At 38.3% G+C, this 20,516-nt stretch carries 18 protein-coding genes and 1 rRNA gene; 12 read left to right on the top strand and 7 right to left on the bottom strand.

Annotated features, from left to right (window positions below; genetic code table 11):
- The 4 genes from EHQ52_RS06295 to EHQ52_RS06280 all read left to right on the top strand — a co-directional run bounded on the left by EHQ52_RS06295 (window position 1) and on the right by EHQ52_RS06280 (window position 7,209).
- Window positions 1-2,838 carry a DEAD/DEAH box helicase gene (locus tag EHQ52_RS06295; RefSeq protein ID WP_135614390.1) on the top strand — a complete coding sequence of 946 codons (2,838 nt, stop codon included), beginning with the start codon at window positions 1-3 and terminating at the stop codon, window positions 2,836-2,838.
- A 119-nt stretch (window positions 2,839-2,957) separates the two neighbouring features.
- On the top strand, window positions 2,958-5,363 hold the full coding sequence (gene pheT / locus EHQ52_RS06290) for a phenylalanine--tRNA ligase subunit beta (RefSeq protein ID WP_135614389.1): 2,406 nt from the start codon (window positions 2,958-2,960) through the stop codon (window positions 5,361-5,363).
- Between the two features lie 3 nt (window positions 5,364-5,366).
- Complete coding sequence (locus tag EHQ52_RS06285; protein ID WP_135614388.1) at window positions 5,367-5,924, top strand: gamma carbonic anhydrase family protein; 558 nt, start codon at window positions 5,367-5,369, stop codon at window positions 5,922-5,924.
- Window positions 5,925-6,054: 130 nt separating this feature from the next.
- Complete coding sequence (locus tag EHQ52_RS06280; RefSeq protein ID WP_135614387.1) at window positions 6,055-7,209, top strand: bacteriohemerythrin; 1,155 nt, start codon at window positions 6,055-6,057, stop codon at window positions 7,207-7,209.
- A 7-nt stretch (window positions 7,210-7,216) separates the two neighbouring features.
- Here the strand turns inward: EHQ52_RS06280 and EHQ52_RS06275 are convergent, their stop codons facing one another.
- The 4 genes from EHQ52_RS06275 to EHQ52_RS06260 form a co-directional block, all read right to left on the bottom strand.
- The gene (locus tag EHQ52_RS06275; protein WP_135614386.1) at window positions 7,217-7,843 is read right to left on the bottom strand and encodes an LIC_13215 family putative lipoprotein; all 627 of its coding nucleotides are present in this window, start codon (window positions 7,841-7,843) and stop codon (window positions 7,217-7,219) included.
- Between the two features lie 28 nt (window positions 7,844-7,871).
- On the bottom strand, window positions 7,872-8,270 hold the full coding sequence (locus EHQ52_RS06270; RefSeq protein ID WP_135614385.1) for a DUF3052 family protein: 399 nt from the start codon (window positions 8,268-8,270) through the stop codon (window positions 7,872-7,874).
- A gap of 108 nt (window positions 8,271-8,378) precedes the next feature.
- Window positions 8,379-8,963, bottom strand: coding sequence for a cytochrome C oxidase subunit IV family protein (locus tag EHQ52_RS06265; protein ID WP_135614384.1), 585 nt, complete (start codon window positions 8,961-8,963; stop codon window positions 8,379-8,381).
- A 93-nt stretch (window positions 8,964-9,056) separates the two neighbouring features.
- A complete protein-coding gene (locus EHQ52_RS06260; protein ID WP_135614383.1) occupies window positions 9,057-10,241 on the bottom strand; it encodes a hypothetical protein in 1,185 nt (394 codons plus the stop codon).
- A gap of 84 nt (window positions 10,242-10,325) precedes the next feature.
- On the opposite strand from EHQ52_RS06260, the gene EHQ52_RS06255 reads away from it, so the two are divergent.
- From EHQ52_RS06255 to EHQ52_RS06245, 3 genes are all read left to right on the top strand, one after another.
- A complete protein-coding gene (locus EHQ52_RS06255; protein WP_135614382.1) occupies window positions 10,326-11,120 on the top strand; it encodes an LIC13212 family protein in 795 nt (264 codons plus the stop codon).
- 354 nt (window positions 11,121-11,474) lie between these two features.
- Window positions 11,475-12,032: a hypothetical protein gene (locus EHQ52_RS06250; protein ID WP_135614381.1), complete on the top strand. Its 558-nt coding sequence runs from the start codon at window positions 11,475-11,477 to the stop codon at window positions 12,030-12,032.
- Between the two features lie 136 nt (window positions 12,033-12,168).
- A complete protein-coding gene (locus EHQ52_RS06245) occupies window positions 12,169-12,741 on the top strand; it encodes a hypothetical protein (RefSeq protein ID WP_135614380.1) in 573 nt (190 codons plus the stop codon).
- Here EHQ52_RS06245 and EHQ52_RS06240 read toward each other — a convergent pair whose 3' ends face one another.
- Window positions 12,742-12,969 (bottom strand): hypothetical protein, encoded by a 228-nt coding sequence (locus EHQ52_RS06240; RefSeq protein WP_135614379.1) that lies wholly within the window; start codon window positions 12,967-12,969, stop codon window positions 12,742-12,744. It lies immediately after the preceding gene.
- A 58-nt stretch (window positions 12,970-13,027) separates the two neighbouring features.
- On the bottom strand, window positions 13,028-14,380 hold the full coding sequence (locus tag EHQ52_RS06235; RefSeq protein ID WP_135614378.1) for an MFS transporter: 1,353 nt from the start codon (window positions 14,378-14,380) through the stop codon (window positions 13,028-13,030).
- A 223-nt stretch (window positions 14,381-14,603) separates the two neighbouring features.
- Here EHQ52_RS06235 and EHQ52_RS06230 point away from each other — a divergent pair, with 223 nt between their 5' ends.
- The 5 genes from EHQ52_RS06230 to EHQ52_RS06210 all read left to right on the top strand — a co-directional run bounded on the left by EHQ52_RS06230 (window position 14,604) and on the right by EHQ52_RS06210 (window position 17,534).
- Window positions 14,604-14,831: a (2Fe-2S)-binding protein gene (locus EHQ52_RS06230; RefSeq protein ID WP_008589782.1), complete on the top strand. Its 228-nt coding sequence runs from the start codon at window positions 14,604-14,606 to the stop codon at window positions 14,829-14,831.
- On the top strand, window positions 14,828-15,496 hold the full coding sequence (locus EHQ52_RS06225; RefSeq protein WP_135614377.1) for a RibD family protein: 669 nt from the start codon (window positions 14,828-14,830) through the stop codon (window positions 15,494-15,496). The genes EHQ52_RS06230 and EHQ52_RS06225 overlap by 4 nt, the downstream gene beginning before the upstream one ends.
- Window positions 15,493-16,137: a biosynthetic peptidoglycan transglycosylase gene (locus tag EHQ52_RS06220; protein WP_135614376.1), complete on the top strand. Its 645-nt coding sequence runs from the start codon at window positions 15,493-15,495 to the stop codon at window positions 16,135-16,137. Before EHQ52_RS06225 ends, EHQ52_RS06220 begins: the two co-directional genes overlap by 4 nt.
- A 130-nt stretch (window positions 16,138-16,267) precedes the next feature.
- Window positions 16,268-16,384: ribosomal RNA gene (gene rrf / locus EHQ52_RS06215) — 5S ribosomal RNA — on the top strand.
- A gap of 610 nt (window positions 16,385-16,994) precedes the next feature.
- Window positions 16,995-17,534: a hypothetical protein gene (locus EHQ52_RS06210; protein ID WP_135614375.1), complete on the top strand. Its 540-nt coding sequence runs from the start codon at window positions 16,995-16,997 to the stop codon at window positions 17,532-17,534.
- An 85-nt stretch (window positions 17,535-17,619) separates the two neighbouring features.
- Here the strand turns inward: EHQ52_RS06210 and gcvP are convergent, their stop codons facing one another.
- The gene (gene gcvP / locus EHQ52_RS06205; RefSeq protein ID WP_135614374.1) at window positions 17,620-20,508 is read right to left on the bottom strand and encodes an aminomethyl-transferring glycine dehydrogenase; all 2,889 of its coding nucleotides are present in this window, start codon (window positions 20,506-20,508) and stop codon (window positions 17,620-17,622) included.
- Window positions 20,509-20,516 lie beyond the last annotated feature (8 nt).

Raw genomic sequence — 20,516 nt, 5'->3', positions numbered from 1 at the left:
TTGGACTCTACTTTGCAGCTCAGTCTAGATTTCGAATCTGATTCTTCCAGTGGATTCAGAGGTGATTCCTGCTATCTCAAGGATGAACCAGAACTCGGAATTGGAAGGATAGAAAGTTCCGACTCCGGAAAATTCCAGATCTACTTTCCATCTTCTGATACTAGAAAAACTATTTCTGAAAATTCTAACAAACTGAAAATTATAGGATCTTATCCTACCGCATTTACTGAATCTTTTGCAGACCCTGAATTACTCGATTTAAGTTTGCAAGCATTCGAGTTAAAACTCACTCACGCTTACGACAAACTTTCTGCATTATCTAATTCAAGGACCAGACTTCTTCCTCACCAGATAGAATCCACTTTCGTTGTTGTAAATTCTCTTAGACCTAGATTCATTTTGGCCGACGAGGTTGGACTAGGTAAAACGATAGAAGCAGCTTTAGTTATGAAAGAGCTGATCTTTCGTAGAGGTTATAAAAAAGTTTTAGTCGTTGCTCCTTCTCCGCTTCTTGTCCAATGGAAACAGGAATTAAAGAATAAATTTAACGAAGACTTTGAGATCGTTAAACGTAGGAACTTCTTAGCTAGCGGAGAGAAAAACTGGAAAAATTTCAAACATGTAATCACTTCCGTAGACTTTATTAAAAATCCTAAATACGCAGAAGAGATCCTAAAAACAAAATGGGATATCGTAGTTTTTGACGAGGCACACCGTTTAAGAAGAGACTATCATAAAGTTACCAGAGCTTATTTATTCGCGGAGAAGATTGCCAAAAAATGTGAATGTTTACTTCTTCTTACCGCAACACCTTTTAGAGGAAAATTAGAAGAACTATATTATCTGGTTCACTTGGTCGATCCGAATTTGCTTGGGCCATATCACACTTTTATAAATGATTATGTTCTTGGAAATAAGAGCGGATTAAAAGAGAAAATTTCCAAGGTTCTTTTAAGGCGTAGAAAAGTAGAAGTAGGTGGATTCACCAAAAGATTCGCCAAAACTGTTAAGATAGAATTATCCGATGTAGAAAGACAATTCTACAATGAGACTACTGAGTACGTCCGCAGAGAGTATAATCTCGCGATGAGGACCCAGAACAGGGCAATTGGATTCGTGATGATCGTATTCCAGAAATTGCTGGATTCTTCTGTATTCGCGCTTCTTTCTGCATTGTCCAAACGAAAGTTCATGTTGGAGAATAGACTCCATCGTTTGCAGGCAGTCGGCAATAAATTAGAAGAATGGGACTTGGACGAAACAGAAGGAGTCGAAGACTTTGTTTCTGATCTGGATGAATCCGCTCCTTCTGATCTTGCAAATCTCAGAAGAGAATTATTATCCTTAAACAGATTGATCCTTTTAGGCAAAAAGATCAAAGAAGATCGTAAAAGCCAAAAACTGAAAGAGACAATCGCGAAGCTCAAAAAAGAAGGTCACCCTAAATTTATTATATTCACTCAGTTTAGAAGTACCCAAGATTTCTTAGCCTCTACCTTATCTGAATACAAAGTCACATTATTTCATGGATCTTTAAGTGCAGATGCAAAAGAAGAAGCAATTTCTGAATTCAGAAAAACTTCTGAGATATTAATTTGTACCGAAGCAGGCGGAGAAGGACGTAACCTTCAATTTGCAAACGTTCTATTCAATTACGATTTACCTTGGAGTCCTTTAAAAATTGAACAAAGGATTGGAAGAATTCACAGGTTCGGCCAAAAGGATAATGTATTTATTTTCAATTTCGCTTCTAAGGACACAGTTGCAGAAAGAATTTTAGAAGTTCTATCCAATAAGATCAAACTATTTGAGGAATCTATCGGAGGTTCCGACGAATTACTCGGAGCAATCGAAGACGAATTAGATTTCCATTCTAGCTTTATGAGATTTGTTACTGGAAACAAAAAGTTAAAAGAAGTAGAAGAGGAGATCGACCAAAGGATCAAGATCGCAAAAAAAGGTTTCGAAAAACTGGGCTCCTTGGTTACTCCTAAACTATTGGATTTTAATTTAGAAGATTATTATAAGACCACTCTACAAGAAAGATCTTTTACTAACCAACACTTAGAAACTTTCTTTGTTAGATACGCTAAGAAGTATTCTGATCGACTGAACTTCAAACTTAAGACCTTAAAACCTCAAGTGTACGAACTTGATGGAGTAAATTACAAAGGGAAGAAAGCAACATTCAATTCAGAACTTGCACTTGCAGATGATGGACTGGAATTTTTGGCATTCGGACATCCTTTAATTGAAGAAGCGGTCCAATCCTTTTTGAAAGATAGATCGGGTTGGAAAGTCGGATTTTATAGAACTTCTGGGAACTTCTTATACTTCGTATTTATAGTAGAATTCAAATTTTCCTTAGACAGAAAAGAATTGTTCGTGGTGGAAGTGAACCGACGAAGCGGAAGTTCTAAGGTTTTAGAAAATCTCCCGGAAACAGTGAGAGAGAATCGATTCAGATCTTCTGAAACAGATTTGCCTGGTGACACTGAAAAATATTTTGTGACCGCTTGCGAGACATTAGAATTTGCGTTAGAAGATAGAAAAAAAGAATTATACGAACAAACTAAAGATCTATTCCAAAAAGAAGAATACAAGATCCGAAACAGCAACCAAAACACCCTCCGCCAGTTAGAAGAAAAACTAATGAGGCAAGAGGCTGCTTTCAAATGGGAAGGAAGACCCGAGAAAAAATCCGCAATGAATCGAACTAAAAACGAGATCCAAAAAGTAAAAGAGGATTTCGAAGTAGAGTTAAGAAAGGTAAAAGTAGGAAAAGAAATCCACCATCGTTTCGAACTTTTCCAAGCCTATCTTCCTGGATCAGACTGATCTAAATAAAGAGCCGCTTCCAGCTTATAGATCTCCGTTTTTACTGCTGGACACAAGCGCCCGCTATCCGCTTTTGTTAAACTACTCCGCCAGATATTCGGCCTTAGGAGACAGTTTACGTGAAATTATCCCTGGATTGGATTAACGATTTTACCCCTATTAAGGATGTATCTCTCGAGGATGTCCTAAAAAAAATTGCGGCTTCTATTTGCGAAGTAGACGGGGTAGAGGATTATTTTTCTCATTTGGAGAAGGTCATTTTAGTTAAGATCGAATCCTTAGAAAAACATCCTCAGGCAGACAAACTACAAGTCGCTCAGGTTTCTGACGGTAAAAATAAGATCCAAATCGTTTCAGGTGCCCCTAATTTAAAAGTAGGGGACTTGGTTCCTCTCGCTATTCCAGGAGCAGAGCTTGGAGATAAAAAAATCCTAGAGTCTGAACTTCGTGGAGTAAAAAGTTCCGGGATGCTTTGTTCTGAAAAAGAATTAGGACTCTCTGAAGAAGATGCTGGTGTTATGGTTCTGGATGATCCGGAAGCAAAACCAGGTCAAAACTTAAGAGAGTATTTTGGATTCAGAGATACTATTTTAGATATTGATAATAAATCCATTACACATCGTCCGGATCTATGGAGCCATTTCGGATTTGCAAGAGAACTTGCTGCTCAATTAAATTTACCGATCAAGTTTAATCCTTTCGAAACCAATTGGGATTTTTCCAAAGATGTTGTTTCTCCAAAAGTAAAAGAAACAGAATACGCACATTCTTATTATTCTTCTTCCATTGAAGGAATTCAGATAAAACCTTCGAATAAAACTGTTCGTTCCCGTTTGAAAAAATGTGGAGTGAGAGTAATCAATAATGTGGTGGATGTTTCCAATTATCTATTATTGGAAGCAGGACAGCCTACTCACTTCTTTGATTCTGATAAATTATCCGCTCAAGGTGGGATCGAATTAGAAGTAGATTATGCGAAGAAGGACGAAAGTTTCCCTCTTCTAGATGAAACTTCTCCCAAACTTGACTCTGAAATTCTGATCATTCGTAACTCTAAAAAAGGTGTCGCGATCGCTGGTGTGATGGGCGGTGCAGATACAGCAGTAGATTCTAATTCCAAAAAAGTGATTTTAGAATCTGCAGTTTTCCCAAGAGAATTTGTTCGTAAGTCGATCCGAAAAACAGGAATTCGTTCTGAATCTTCCGTTCGTTACGAGAAAGGCCTCGAAGCAACAACAACTCTTCCTATTATCAAAAGAGCATTAAATCTTTTGAAAGAGAATGGATGTCCCGATCTGAAAGCAAGTTTACCCGCTGGTTATATTCATACTGCGGATAAAAAAGTAGAGATAGAAGTCAGCCTAGCTTTCTTGAATAAAAAACTTGGAACAGAGATTGATCAATCGACATCAGATAAAATTTTAAAACAACTTTCCTTCTCCACTGAATGGAAAGGAGATATAGTTAAGGTTCTTGTTCCTAAATACAGACAAAATTACGATATCACTATTCCAGAAGATATAGTAGAAGAGATAGGTCGCACATTGGGATATGCATCTATTCCTGTTCGTCCATTGGCTTCCGATGTAAAACCTCCCGCTCGTAATTTCTCTAGAGAGCTGGAAAAACATCTAAAAAGAGCATTCTCTCAAAACCTGGGATACAACGAAGTATTCAATTATTCTTATGCTTCCTTTAAAGATAATTCTTTTGAAGAAGAAGTAAAGGATTCTATTAAGATCCTAAATGCAATGCCGGATGAGCAGGCATATTTAAGGACTTCTTTATATCCTTCTCTATTGAAAAATATCAGATTTAATTCAGATCGATTCGAAAAACTGAAAATTTTTGAGTTTGGACGCACTTATAAAAAGGCAGAAGAACCTTTTAACGAATCCAAATGGTTTGTTTGGGCAGTTTCTTTTGGTAGGAAGTCCAACGAAAAAGATCTAAATGTTTTAGAGTCCGATTTCTTGGATATAAGGACCGGAGTCGAAAAAGTATTAAGGCATTTAAACTTAAGAGAGTTCGAGTGGAAGATAGATGAAAAGAGCTATTTCCATCCTAAGGCTTCTCTTTCCTTATTTGTTTCCGGCAAAAAAGTGGGAGAGTTAGGATACGCTCATCCTGCCGCTTTAGATACTGCTGATATTAAAAAAAGAGTCATTTTAGGAAGATTTGAATTTGCTTCTTTGTTAGAAGTTTGGACCGAAGATAGAAATAAGAACTATTTTGCTGCTCCTTCTCATTTCCCTCAAACAGAGATAGATCTTTCTTTAGTAATGGATCTAAATGAATCTTCTTCCAAATTCAGCGATGCTGCGGTCCAAGAAAAATTCCCTGAAATGCAGGATGTAAAAGTTACAGTTGTATTTACTGGAGGAAACCTTCCTGAAAACAAAAAGTCCGTTTCTTATAGATTCAAACTTTTAAGCCAGGACAAGAACTTAACTCAGGAAAGGATTAAAGAGATCACAGATCGTTTGATCCAGATCGCGAATTCTTCCGGTTATCCTCTTCGTTAAACCATGAAAATTCACGAAACGGCATTTATCCATCCGGCTGCGACTGCATTCGGTATGTTGGAGATGGGACCTTTATCTTCTCTCTGGCCGGGTGCTGTTGTTCGTGCAGATCTAAATGAGATCAAATTGGGTGAAGGTGTTAATATCCAAGATAATAGCACACTTCATACTGATTCTACAGGTAACCTCATCATAGACGATTATACATTAGTAGGTCATAATACAATGCTTCACGGATGTAAGATCGGGAAGGGTTGTTTGATTGGAATAGGCGCGATCATTTTAGATGAGGCTGAGATCGGAGATGGAGCTATGATACTCGCGGGTTGTATGATCCGCGGAGGTAAAAAGATCCCGCCTAGAGCCATGGTGCTTCCTAAGAACGGAGGCATCGTCATCTACGAGAAAAAAGCAAAACCTGAGATGAGTATTGCGGGTTGTCTGGAATACATACAATTAGCGAAAAGATTCCAAGAGAATGTATTCAAACCTTTCACAAAAGAAGAAGAAAAATCTTTTGTAGAAGAAGCAAAATCTATCATCAAAAGATACAATATCTAATTCTTACTTAAACCTCTCTCTCCTCCATTTGATATAAATCAATTCCTTTCGTTCGATTTCTGATTCGTTCTGAAGCTTACTCACGAATTCTTGTAACAGTTTTTCGTAAAACAGCTATAAGGATTAACTCATGTATGACGAAAGGGTTATAGAAAAAATCAGAGGTATATGGAAGACATTCGATCTTTCTTTAGGAATTCCTGAAATAGATAAACAACATCTTTGGTTAATTGGGATTCTAGCTGATTTGGAAGATAAACTGGAGTCGGGAACCAGATCTGAATTAGAAACTACGTTCACAAATGCACTTTCTAAAACTTTGGATTATGCAACTGAACATTTCGCTCTGGAAGAAAAACTTTTAGAGAATATAGGATACGCTAAGCTCGGGCAACATAGATTACAACATATGCGGTTTATTACTGCTTTAAGGAACAGGGTCCGAAAAAGTTTCGAAGGAGATTTTGAGAATGCTGTTCTGGACCTTCTTAAAAACCTAAAAAAATGGCTGTTTAGACATATACTGAGTGAGGATAGACAGTATGTGGACGCTGCAATGGTACATGTGGATGATAAGCTCACAGATTGGATGCAAAGACATTTGCAAGCATCTATCTATGCAGATGAAATCGAAAAATTATACCAACTGGTTCTTTTCTCGGGAAAACAAGAGGTCTCCGTAGAATTCAAAAAACTGGGAGAAGAAAATCTAAAACTGATCTCAGACCTATGGTATCGTTATAAACTCAAAACTGGGATCGCGATCGTGGATATCCAACATCTATGGCTTTTGCAATTATTAGTGAAAACGGATAAACTATATAAACAAAGATTAAAACAAGAGATAGACTCTGAATCCTTAAGTGCTCAATTAAAAGAAGCAATCTACGAAACGATAGAATATATCCGTGAACATTTTAATACGGAAGAAGCTATCATGCATAATTTTCATTATATCGGGGAAAAAAATCACCAGAAACAACATGAGAGATTTAATATTCTCATCAACGATATGATAGAAAGAAGTGAAAAAGAAGAACTGGAATCTTTGGCAATTTTGATCCAGGACTTAAAGGATTGGCTTGTAAGTCATATAGCGATAGAAGATAAAAAACTATTCTATTTTTTTAGATCCCGTCTTTCGGAAGTAAATGAATACGTTCGGAATTTAAATAAAGAAGGACGGATCCATATTTGGAAGGACGCAGTCTCGATCTATAAACTTCTAGTAGACTACGAAGATATCACAGAAGATAAAAAGCCTAAGGCTTTAAGACGCAGTTAACTTAGAATTAAATCTTTTCAGTAAGAGTCTGGATTGTGTTCAGGATCTTTTTATTCTTCTCCGAAAATTCTGACTCAGGTATTGTCCCTGTGAAAATATAAACAGTACCTTCTTTGAAAAAGATCCATTGAAGAGTTCTGATTTGTTTATTTTCTGGGGTATTTGGAAGAATGAACTTAGATTCAAAGAAGATACATTTCTCTTTTCCGAAACTGCATTTTTGAGGAACGGAAAGTATTTCGTATTCTTTATATACATTTGAATACAGTCCACTTATGGAGGCTACGTAATCTTCTAAGGTTGCTTTGGAATATTTTACAGGAATTGGCTCTGATACAAAATTGATATTGGTCCTGATCTCTGAACCTTTATTTTGTTCCGGTTCGAAAAGATAGAACATTACCTTAATATTTTTATCGTTTTGGGATTCTCTTTTGTTTTTGGGACGATTGGGGTCGGAGCTATCTCTATTTGGATCATATTCTTCATAGATCCAGCCTTCGTAATTTAACACTAAACCAAGTTCAGTGATTTCGATTGTCTTTTTGATTTCAGGAACTTTTTCGATACAGGCAAAACATAAAATGAACCCTGATAATAGGAAACCCAGACTATAACGTTTTAATAGGATCATGTTCAAGTTTCCGAATATTTGATACAGCTTAACTCTTTCTTCTTCTAAAAAGTAGACCGGACCAAGTCGAATCGATTGCGCAGACTTTAACGTCTACCAACCCTGTCTTCAAGCCTATTTCTCTGATCGTATCTTCTTTTAAGTCGGTTTTCACACCTGAACTCATCTTAGGCCAAGAGATCCAAACCATTCCTTTGTCAGCGAGATAGTCCGGGAACTTGGAAAAGTTTTTGGAAAGTTCATCTTTGCTCTTACAGAAAAAATGAATATAATCGAAACTTCCCGCTAACTTCTTCTTGAATGTAATATTTGGAGGAAGTTCTTCCAATAAGCCTTTAAATTCTTTTGGCTCATTGATGATGATTGCAAACTGGCCTTCTTTAAATCCTAACTTTTTGGCCAAGGGTGTTCCTGAATATCCTGCCATAGTTCCTCTGTTCGATTCGGATACGAAAGCTGGAAGGAAAACCTCAGGCTACAAAAAAACCGGCGTTCAGCCGGCTCTTTTGAAATACTCGAAAGTATTATAATCTTCTTAGTAAGGGAAGCCTGCTAAAATTTTTGCCCTTGTGTAGATGTCTGCTACAGAGAATCCAAAAAGAAGAAGTAAGAAAAGAAAACCTGATCCGAAGATCACTCTGTTCATTACGTTATCGTATTTAAGGTGCATAAAGTAAGCTAATACTAAGGAAGCTTTGATGGTCGCTACAAGCATAGCGATCACAGTGTTCATTGCTCCGAAGTCAACTTGAGCTACTAATACAGTGATTACAGTTCCAACGATCAATGCAGCAAACACAAGAGAGTAAGTTTGAACGGAGATCAGATGATGACCGTCATGACCATGCTCTTCTGCATGAGAAACAACTGAACCAGGTGCCAGTTTAGTTTTACCTGTTTCGATCGCTTTTAATAAAGCCTGACCGATCATAGTGGACTTATTCTTTTCGAGATAACCTTTGAGTCTGTCCTCTTCTACGATTTGAGCCAACAAGTTAACGGCAAATCCAGCAACGGTAGCATTTACAATTGCTCCCGCTCCGACAACAAATCCAGTGAAGGGAATCAAGAATCCGATACTTACGATAATATAAAGCGCGTAATTGAGAAACAGTTCCATCTCTTTTCCTGAAACCTGAGTAATATCTGCAGGCTAGTTCCCCGAAGGGATTGGAACCAGTCTCGGAGGCAGGTAAAGAATCACAAGTACATTTCAGGGGCCAAGAACTCGGATACCGCTTTCTGAAATGATTTTAGCCTCTTCCCAAGGATCCTGGGTTTTCCCCGCCGGGAGACGTACCCAAATTAGGTTTTTCTGGTTCGGTCTTCTATAAGGGGAGAAGAATGTGGAAAGTGGAAGAATTTCCCAGCCTGTTTCCTTCTCCCATGTTTTTAATCTAGAGTATGGATCTGAGTTTTGGACTTTGGGTAAGAAAAGAAGAAGGTCATTTCCCTTTTTAGGAAATTTACGTCGGAGCTCCAACAATAAGCAGCCCATAGTCCATCTAAAATTGACTTCCGAAATTTTACGTAAAACTTGGGTGCCTTTAGATCTATAAAAGAAAGAATCTATAGAACCATATCCTTCGTAATTAGGATGGAATTTGGAGACTTGAGAAAAACTTTCTGACATTCCAGAAAGGTAATTTTCGATTTCTGAAAATTCTCCCATCCATGTCCCGGAATATTTTCCTTTATGGTCGTTAAGTAGGATGGTGCCTTCTTCTATTTTATATTCCCCATTTTTTGCGGAGAATAATAAGCTAAAATCTTTGGTTCTATCTACCCAGGTTTCGATCAGAAATGGTTCTCTTTTAACCTTTAAGAATAGATAAGCTAGATCTTTTAATCCGGAAACATCTCTAAATTTTTGAGCGCCAGCAAATCCAAACTCAGTTTTAAAAACGAATTTTTGATCCGGAGAGAAGTGATCCTTTTCATTTTGTAAGAATATTTCCCAATCTTCTGAATTGCGAATGGAATAAGAAATTAGATCAGAATTAGATTCTTGGTTCCAATCTTTTTGGTTTAGTTTAGATCCGTATATTTTTGCAGGATCTGAATATGCAGGATCTATTTCTAATTCACAGCTGTGGGAATTCCAACGGCATATTTTTCCCCATTCTTCTAATTGGATCTCTTTCTCTTTTTGCAAAGATTGTTTTATATTTCTAAGAAGAATAGGTTTTGGGATCTTTATTCCCTTATCATTCCAATATTTGATCCAATTTTCTTCGGGAGGGGAATGAGCTAAAACTTTTGCTGAGTCGGGAAAAGAATTCAGCACTAAAAAGGAGGATTCTAAAACGGAATTCCTGGCCTCTAACTCCCTCGGAAATAATTTTCCAAGTCGGAGTTCCTCTTCGAAATAGGCATTCGGGCGGAAGATTCGAGGCATAATCAGGAAAGAACCCTTGAAAAAATCCTTTTTAGGATCAAGAATGGGGTATAGTCTTTTCGATATTTAGAAGGAAGGCATCTAATGAAAACCCTTATCTTTCTTATAATTTCTCTTTTGGCCGTATTCATACAAATAGATGCGGCACCTAAAATCCTAACAATGGAAGAAAGAGAAATAGAACGCCAGATCGAAGCCATCCGCAAGGCGGGGTTTTCCGATATTGAGATAGATAATTTGCATGCTTCTATCTCTCAGAATATCCATCAGATCAATAAGATCCTTCAGATGGAAACCACCAAAAAAGCGTTAAGATATATTGGTGATGAACCTCAGGAATTACCTCAGTTCTTAAAAACAGATAGAGATAATAAACCTTATCTGGAATTGGATATGGGCTCCGGAGAATCTTTCTGGGACTTCCCTAAAACTTATCTTTATAATGCGCGTATCTTTATATATCCAGGAAGTAATCCTGAAAAATTAGAAAAGATCATTATGCAATTCAAGCGTACGAACTCTAACGGCGAAATTTTCGTAAGAGAGATGCGTAGAGTGATCAATATTGAGCCTAAGGGACCTCAGATCGGAACTGAAGGAAAAAGGACTCCGAATAATAATAAAGAGATAAAATTAGAATATTATTCCAGCCATGATACTGAATTGATTTGGCCAGATACTCCGGTTCAATCTATGGCACCTAGTGTGGAGACCAAACTACATGAGGAAACTAATCCTCTACCTTATAATAAACAAAAACAGATTATTGTAACATATAAAAAATATCTGCGTAAGGTGGACAAGAATGTTCGCCATAAGCTGAGGGATCTAGAACTTAATCAAAAAAGATTAGTTTCTAAAATGTTGGAATTCCAATAAGAGAATTTTATAACATTAGAATAAGGGAAAAGGCGGACCAATCGGTTCGCCTTTTTTGTTATTGAGATAGATCACAGTATACTATGGTTTCTACTAGAACCAGAAAAAGGAAAATCTGTGGCAAAACTAGCAGGATCTCTTGTCGCCTAAACTTCTAAGACGTTTATCCTCTTACGCGTGACGTTAGTTCCTACTCATTGGATAACAATTGTTATCTACCTTGCTAAAACATTGTATCCCATAAATAGGGAGAAGGTCGGTAATTTAAGAATATCCAATAGATAAGCAAACGAACCAAATATTGTTTTCGGTTTCTCGCTTGCCTTTTCTTGGCGAAAAGGATTCTATTTACCGATGGCTATCCATTCCGTGTTTGGTAAATTACAATTCAAACCTGGCGAAGGGGAGATTTGTGTTTTATCTTCTCCTTATGAATTCGAACCCGCACTTTCCAGTTTAGGGGCTCCGGTCGATAGAGCGCTAAGGTCCGGAAAAAGATACAGGCTTATACTTGCGTTCGTCCAAACCGAAGTTGAGATCCGGAATATAGCTTCTATGGTGCCTACCACCTTGATAGATGATGGACTCTTATGGTTGGCCTATCCCAAAAAAACATCCCGTAAATATAATGTATCCATTCATAGAGATGCAGGTTGGGACCCACTTGGAAAGATCAGTTTTGAAGGAGTAAGATTGATCTCCATAGACGATGATTGGTCTGCACTTAGATTTAGGCATTCTTCTCATATTAAGAATATGGAAAGAGACCCAAGTCTCACGATTAGCGAAGAAGGCAAAAAAAAGGCAGTAGCTAAGAAAAAACCCGCCAAGAAGAAGACTGTTCCTAAAAAAGCTTCTCCCAAGAAAAAAGCAGCCTCTAAGACTCCGAAGAAAAAGACCAAAAAGAAATAAGAAGGATTTGATTTTTTCAGATCCAAGAATTTTTCTTAGGTTCTCTTCCTTCTTTTTGCAAAAAGAAGTCTTTCCTGATGTATATTAGGATAGATTTTTCAGAGATATTCCTTTGGAAAAGAAGCGGTATATTCGCATGTCAGAGAAGTTTTCGAGCTCAATATTCAAATTTAGTTTTTATAATATAATCTGTATATTCCTGCTCTCGGCTTGCAGCCCTTCCATTGATCGCACACCTTACAAAGAATTAAGAGAACTCGCATTCGAAACAGAATATGATGATATAGGTATACAAAATCCAAACGGCAAAACAGTCGTTTACGGGATCATCATGGACTGGCCTACCCAAAGCGAGATAGTCACTTTAGCTACATTTCTTTCTGGAGACGCGAGTATCTTCTTAACTTCAGGAGCTTCTTTCATTGGTGGTGGAGGAAGAGAAAGTATTAAAAAAAGTTCCGTACGTTTGATCCACAAATACGCTTATCTTTGGAAACAAGGGAAGAAGGTCCGCTGGACCCCGAATCCAGACTTGGATCAGGTGAGATTCTTTTTCTTAACAACACAAGGCACTTATTATTTGGAAGATACTGTTACCGAGATAGATTCGGATACTTCTACACTAACTCCGATTTTTGATGAGGCCCAAGCAGTAATTTCTGAAATACGAATAGAAGCGGAAAAAGAAAAAGACGATGAAGACGAGTGATTAATTCGAAGAGTCTCTTCGTACGATCAGGTCGCTAATCACTTTTTCTTCTGTTAGATATTTACGGTTTAAATAAGAAATGGCGTAGTTTAGAAATTTAGGAATTTCTTTACCGGCATCTAAAAGATCCAATTTAGTTTGAGTCAATTCGTCCATAGTCGCCAAAGCCAATTTTCTTTGGCTTTGGTGGGACTCGAACTCATCTTCTGTATTAAACTCGCCAGCCACGATTTAAGTATAATCCAGAATATTGGATTTACAAGCAAAAGCTTGGAGCAGGTGAGGATTAATGTCCTCCGTTTCTTTCCCAATCCTTCGCTTTTTCTATCCCTCTTTTTTCATTCACGAATGTATTGATGATCAAAGAGATGAAAAAGAATACAGCAACTACTAAGAATGCATTTCTTAGATCGAAAATTTTCTGTAATATACCGATCGCAAAAACTCCGATTGCCGCCGCAAGTTTTCCGGAAAGACCCCAGAGACCAAAAAATTCTCCAGACTTGGATTCAGGGGAGAAGACCCCGACAATTGCTCTACTTGCTGATTGAGTGGATCCAACTCCTGAACCAGCGAGGGTTCCAAAGATCACAAATACCCATTGTACTGAGATATCCACTCCTAGTCCGTTTACAAAACCGGTGATCTCTCTCACGAAATAAATTCCGATCAGACAGAAGATCCAAAATACCAAAGTGATATTGAAAGTTTTCTTAGCTCCGATCTTGTCCTGAACGAATCCAAAGAATATTGCGCCTATCATCGCAAAGAACTGAAGCATTACGAATAGGGTAGCCTCTTGACCAGATGTGATCTTGATCTCTTGGTTCCCGTATAAGAATGCAAATGCTATCACAATAGCAAGCGCAGCCATAGAAAAGAATAGAGAGATCAAATAGATGACTAGATCTTTGAAATGTCTTATCGATTTAATACTCTCTGATAATTGTCTAAAACCAATAGTGAGATAACTTTCTCCTGTCGGTATTTTAATAGCAGGTTGGTATTCTTTCAAAAGTAAGAACGTAGGAATTCCAGCAAGTAAGAAGAACAACGCTGTAAGAGGTCCTACAAATCTAAGAGAACCGTAGATCGCAGGATCAATTGAAGGTGCCACAAGAGTCTGGACTAGGAATACGGAAAGAAGTCCTCCCATATACCCGACTCCCCAAGCATACCCTGAAATTTTTCCTAATTCTTCTTTAGGTCCTAAATGAGGTAAGAAAGAAGAAGCAAAGTTTTCTCCGGAAGCAAAGAAGAAGTTAGAAAGAATGATTAGAGCAAAACCTAACTCCCAAGAACCTGGAGTCGCCACTAACCAGAAAGCAGCGGTGCTGATCACGCAGCTGATATAACTCCAAAAGAGGAAAGTTTTCTTCTTAGCGGAGAAATCTGAAATAGCTCCGAATAACGGACCGGTCAGTACAACCAGTAGATAAGAGAAAAATAAAGCTAGTCCAAAATAAAAATTCCCATCTTCATAAGGATTTGCCGGATTGGAGGAGATTGGAACGATTACTTCTGCGAAAACTCTGCAGTAGATGACTGTTATAATTACAGTGGTATAACTAGAATTGGCGAAATCGAACATGCACCATCCGAATATTTCCCTTAAGGGAGCGCGTTTGGTCACTTGCATTCTGTAGGTTTCCTTTATGGAATTTTCCGAATGAGGATGAGCTTGAAAGTCATGCTGTCAACGAGAAATATCCATTCTGGAATCCGTTATAAAAACCTGTTGGTTCCTTAAAACTGGCATGGCGGGCCTAATCAGGTTGGAAAAAAATTCTCTTGATCCTGGCCTTCTAATGTTTAGCTTGAGTGATGGTTTTGCTTTCGGCGTCCAATAATTAGAAGGCCTGATGAATTCTTCCGACTTTAGTCAAATAGACCTAAATGCCCTGATGCGACCTAGAAAGGTTTGTGTATGCAACCAAGTATCCGAAGAGGATATTACGAATTCTATCCGCAGAGGGAACGATACCTTGGGTAAATTGATGAGAGACACAAGTTGTTGCACCGGCTGTGGTACCTGCAGAGGAAGAGTTCTCAAATTACTTTCCGAAACCCTCGCATCTAAACCTCAATGAGTCGTCTTTTTTTGGCCGTGAATATGGCAATGACCTTGGACGGAAAGGTATGTCGTCCCGACGGAAAATGGTATGGTCTATCTTCCAGAAATGATAAGAGAAGAATGGACCAGATCCGTTCCGAAGCAGATGCTCTTATTCTCGGAAAAAATAGCTTACTCAATGACGATCCAGTTACTCATCTTAGATATGTAGAATCGGAGAAGGAGCCAAGGGCCATACTTCTTGTAAGAACTGGGACCCTTCCTTCTGACAGAAAAGTATTCCATTTTTCTAAAGTAAAACCGCTTCTATTCTGTACTTCTAAAAACGAATCCCAAGTCAGAACCGAATTATCAGAGTTTGCAGAGATTATTCCTTTGCAGGGAGAAGATCTGGATCCGGAGATCATTCTGAAAGAATTAGAAAAAAGAGGGCATTCGAAAATACTTTTAGAAGGCGGGCCTAGACTAAATGATTCCTTTTTTAGAAAGGGACTTGTGAACAGACTTTATCTTACTATAGTTCCATTCTTTATTGGACAAGTTGGTTTACCTTCGATTACCGGTGGAGAATCTGCATATTTTAACTTTGATAAAGCAAATTGGAAACTTGTATCTTCCGAACAGATAGAGCAGGAAGTATTTTTGATATACGATAAACAAACTATTACTGAAGTCCAATGAACGAAGGAAACCATTTCTTTCATAGATGGTTTTTCTTTGGGATCAGAAGTATTCTGGTAATAGTATTCCTTCTTCTTATTTATTACCAAACCTTTCCTGAAAAAAGAATATTATTCAGAGAGAACAAATTAGTCTATCTCCCAGAAAACTTAGAGTCTGTTCCTCTCGAAAATGATTGGGTACGGCTCGAAGTATTACCTCCAGGAAGTTTAGAATACCTGGTAGAAGTAGAAGATTATAGATTCTACAGGCATAGAGGATATTCTTTAGCTGATATACAATCTTCTATCATACAAGCAGTCTTTTTGTTCAGAAGATTAAGAGGTGCAAGCACATTGGACCAACAGCTTGCTAGAACATTATTTTTATCCAGGGACAAAACATTAACTCGAAAGTTAAGAGAGATCCGGATTGCACAAGCTCTTGATGAAGAGTTAGGAAAAAAGGGAGTTTTAGAATATTATCTCAACTTGGTGTATTGGGGCCGCGGATTGAACGGGATCTATAGATCTTCCAAATATTATTTTAATAAACATCCAGGGAAACTTCTTCCAAGAGAATTTAAGGCATTGGTCCAAATATTAAAAAAACCAGATGCTTATTCCAGAGAAGAAGTTAGAGCCCTTTCTTTGGAATATTAAAACTGAGATTAGGCGGCTCAGCCGAGGGAAAATTTTGAAAAATCTGCTCCTTCTTCTCCCTAAAAACTTCTTCTTTTTCTATGAAAAAAGGTAGACTTCCGAGGTTCGCAGGGAATACTGGTTATAGATTCTCGGTGGTTATAGAGAGAGGGTCACACCCGTTCCCATCCCGAACACGGAAGTTAAGCCTCTCATCGCTAATGGTACTGCATGGTTCGCTATGTGGGAGAGTAGGACGTTGCCGGGTTTCTACTGTAATCATATAAGGCCGGATTAATCTCCGGCCTTTTTTATTTCTTCTAACATTTCCCCTAAAACTTAAACTTCAATTCTAAGCTTGTCCTTATGATATTTTAGATTGAGACCAAGACTTATTTATCCTGATTATTCTGCATCGATCTAAATTCTGAACAACCAGTATAAAGTTTGGAACACGGCCGATCTATTCAAAGACTATTACAAATAGTGAATATGATCTGCATAATATTGCCGATGGAATATCGACTGTTCGAAAAAAGATATTTCCAAATGAAATTTTTTTCCAAAATTTGCATCTTATTTACTTTGTGAGCTTGACGATTCGAAGACTCGATAGTAGAATGCGGACCGCTCTGAAGGTATGGATCCGGGGAGTTAATGTTAGATTAGATGGGCATTTTATATCCTATATACGGGTTCCAGTTGATGTACTATGGCGGTTGATTCCTGACTGTGTTTGGTCGGGAGGAATTCCCCTCCCGACCCACCTTTTTAAAATGATTCTAATATAATTTTTTTGAAATATAGGAATATTTCAGATCGCAAATTCTTTTTCTATATAGAACCTTGTCGAACCATTCGATTTAGGAGTCGATAGAATGTATCGTAAGCCGATATATCTTTTAAAATTTATAACTAGTATTCTCTTTGCAGGTCTGCTTATTTTAAGTGGGACTTCTCTTTCTGCAGAATCCCAATGCCAAGGTTTATCCAAAGGTCAATGCGAGTCTGATTCTGATTGTACTTGGGTTTCCGGTTATAGCAAACAAGACGGAACTAATGTAGATGCTTATTGCAGAGCTAAACCTGGAAAGGCTTCTGATTCTGCAGATTCAGTAAAAAAATCTAAGGCTAAGAAGTCCAAAGATAAGGTCGAAGACGACGATCAAGACGAGCCTAAGAAAAAGGCTAAGAAAGAAAAGGATGAGGATGACGATAAGGAATCCAAGAAATCCAAAAAAGATAAAGATGATGACGACTCTGATTCTAAAAAGTCCAAAAAATCCAAGAAGGATAAAGATAAGGACGATGATGATTCCAAAAAATCTAAAAAGTCAAAGAAGTCTAAAAAAGACAAAGACGATGATGACGACTCCAAGAAGTCTAAAAAATCCAAAAAGAAAAAGAAAGACGATTAATTTCTGATCTTCATTCTTTATAAAACAAAAAGACCGGAGCGAAAAACCCCGGTCTTTTTTATTGTCTTCTGGCTTTTAGAAAAAATTAGAGATACGATTCTAAAGGAAGGCAGGAACAAACCAGGTTCCTATCTCCATATACGTTATCTATTCTTCCTACATAAGGCCAGAATTTATGCTCTTTAGTCCAAGGTGCCGGATAAGCAGCCTTCTCTCTGGAATAAGCATGGTCCCAATTATCAGAGATCACCATCGCAGAAGTATGAGGTGCATTCTTTAAAGGGTTATCTTTAGGATCAGCCTTGCCTTGTTCAATCTCTTGGATCTCTGAGTGAATGGAGATCATCGCTTCACAGAAACGATCCAATTCTTCTTGGGATTCTGATTCAGTAGGTTCTATCATCAAAGTTCCAGGAACAGGGAAGGACATGGTAGGTGCGTGGAATCCATAATCCATCAGGCGTTTTGCGATATCTTCTACTTCTACCCCGCTAGTCTTTTTGAAAGGTCTTACATCCAGGATACATTCGTGGGCAACGAATCCGTTTTTACCTTTATAAAGTACTGGGAAATAGTTTTCTAAACGTTTGGCGATATAGTTCGCGTTTAGGATCGCAGCTTTGGTGGCTTGTTCCAAACCTTCTGTTCCTAAAAGTGCAATGTACACCCAAGAGATCAGAACGATACTTGCGCTTCCCCAAGGAGCAGCTGAGACTGCACCGTGTTCGTTGCCTGTTCCGTTATCTACAAGAGGGTGACCAGGTAAGAATGGTTTCAGATGTTCTGCAACTCCGATTGGTCCCACTCCAGGTCCACCACCTCCGTGAGGAATACAGAAAGTTTTATGTAAGTTCAGATGGCAAACATCAGCGCCAATATTCGCAGGTCTTGTGATGCCTACCTGAGCGTTCATATTCGCTCCATCCATATAAACCTGTCCTCCATTCTCATGAATGATGGAACAGATTTCCTTAATAGGTTCTTCGTACACTCCATGTGTAGAAGGGTAGGTGATCATTAATGCAGCTAGATCTTTAGAATGTTCTTTTGCTTTCGCTCTCAGATCTTCTAAATCTACGTTTCCTTCTGCGTCGCAGGCTACCACTACCACTTTGAATCCAACCATTGCTGCAGAAGCAGGATTGGTTCCATGAGCAGAGATTGGGATTAAACAAATATCTCTGTCCTTATCCCCTCTGCTGATATGATAATTTCGGATTGCGAGAAGTCCCGCATATTCTCCTTGAGAACCAGCATTTGGTTGTAGGGAAATTCCTGGGAATCCAGTTACCTGAGAAAGCCAAGATTCTAATTGAGAGAATACAGTTCTGTATCCTTCTGTTTGGCTTGCGGGTGCGAATGGGTGAATATTCGAAAACTCAGGCCAGGTCACAGGGAACATTTCCACTGTTGCATTCAACTTCATTGTGCAAGAACCCAGAGGGATCATGGAAGTTGTGAGAGAAAGATCTCTGGATTCCAATTTTCTAATATATCTCAACATCTTTGTTTCTGTGTGATGTGAGTTGAACACTGGATGTGTAAGATATTCAGAAGTTCTGATAAATTCGTTCGGGATGGAAATTCCTTCTAGGGAAGGATCGATCTTAGAGGTCCCGAATACGGAAAGAATATCTTCCAAATCGGAAACTTCTACAGTTTCATCCAGAGCGATTGAAATTTTGCCATTTCCCAAACTTCTGAAATTGATCTCTTTTTTAGAAGCAGCATCTATATAAGTTTGAGCCTTGGATCCTAGATCTAAAACAATAGTATCGAAGAAGGTTTTGTTTTGGATGGCAAAGCCTGCCTTCTCCAAATTTTTAGCCAATGTTTCTGTGAGTCTATGAACTCTAAGAGCGATATCTTTTAAACCTTTGGGGCCGTGATATACAGCATACATAGAAGATAGAACTGCTAATAGAACCTGTGCAGTACAGATATTAGAAGTAGCTTTATCTCTTCTGATATGTTGTTCTCTTGTTTGTAGAGAAAGTCTGAGCCCAGGATTTCCTTGGCTGTCCTTGGAAACTCCTACAAGTCTTCCTGGCATATTTCTTTTGAATTCGTCTTTGGTCGCAAAATAACCTGCATGAGGCCCGCCAAATCCAAAAGGTAATCCGAATCTTTGAGAACTTCCTACAGCGATATCCGCTCCGAATTCTCCAGGAGCTTTTAGAACTGTAAGTGAAAGTAGATCGGCAGCACAGATTGTTAGAGCTCCAATATTATGAGCCAACTGGAAGAAACTTTCGTAATTATAAATGGTTCCTTCTGTTCCTGGATACTGAACTAATACTGCAAAATAATCTTCGTTTAGTTCTGCTTTTAAATGATTTCCAATTTTTACTTCGATCCCAAGTGGAAGTGCTCTTGTGCGGACCACATCAATTGTTTGAGGATGGCATAACTCGGAGATAAAAAGTAATTTGGATGTTTCGTTTTTGCGAATTCCATACGCTAAGAATACTGCTTCTGCGGCAGCAGTAGCCTCGTCCAAGAGAGAAGCATTTGAGATCTCCAAACCTGTTAGATCCATGATCATGGTTTGGAAGTTTAGAAGTGCCTCTAATCTTCCTTGGGAAATTTCTGCTTGGTAAGGAGTATAAGCAGTATACCAACCCGGATTTTCCAAAATGTTTCTTTGGATCACTCCTGGCATTACACTCGCTTGGTAACCGGAACCAATATAAGAGCGATACAACTTGTTCTTAGAAGCGATCTTTTTCAGATCGTTTAAGATCTTTCTTTCGGTAGAAGCCTCAGGAAGATCCAAAGCTTTTTCCAAACGAATTCCTTCTGGAACTGCTTTTGCCACCAGCTCTTCCAACCCGGATAAACCGAGTGTGGATAACATTTCTTTGATCTGATCTTCATCAGGACCTATATGTCTTCTGGAAAAAGTATCCAAAGGATCGAGTGGATTCTTCATTTCAGTTTGTTTGCCGGATCCGTTCCAAGTTGCAGTACTCATTCTATTTT

Source organism: Leptospira koniambonensis (genome assembly GCF_004769555.1).
Taxonomy (GTDB): Bacteria; Spirochaetota; Leptospiria; order Leptospirales; family Leptospiraceae; genus Leptospira_B; species Leptospira_B koniambonensis.
This window is presented reverse-complemented; position numbering and strand designations above follow the sequence as displayed.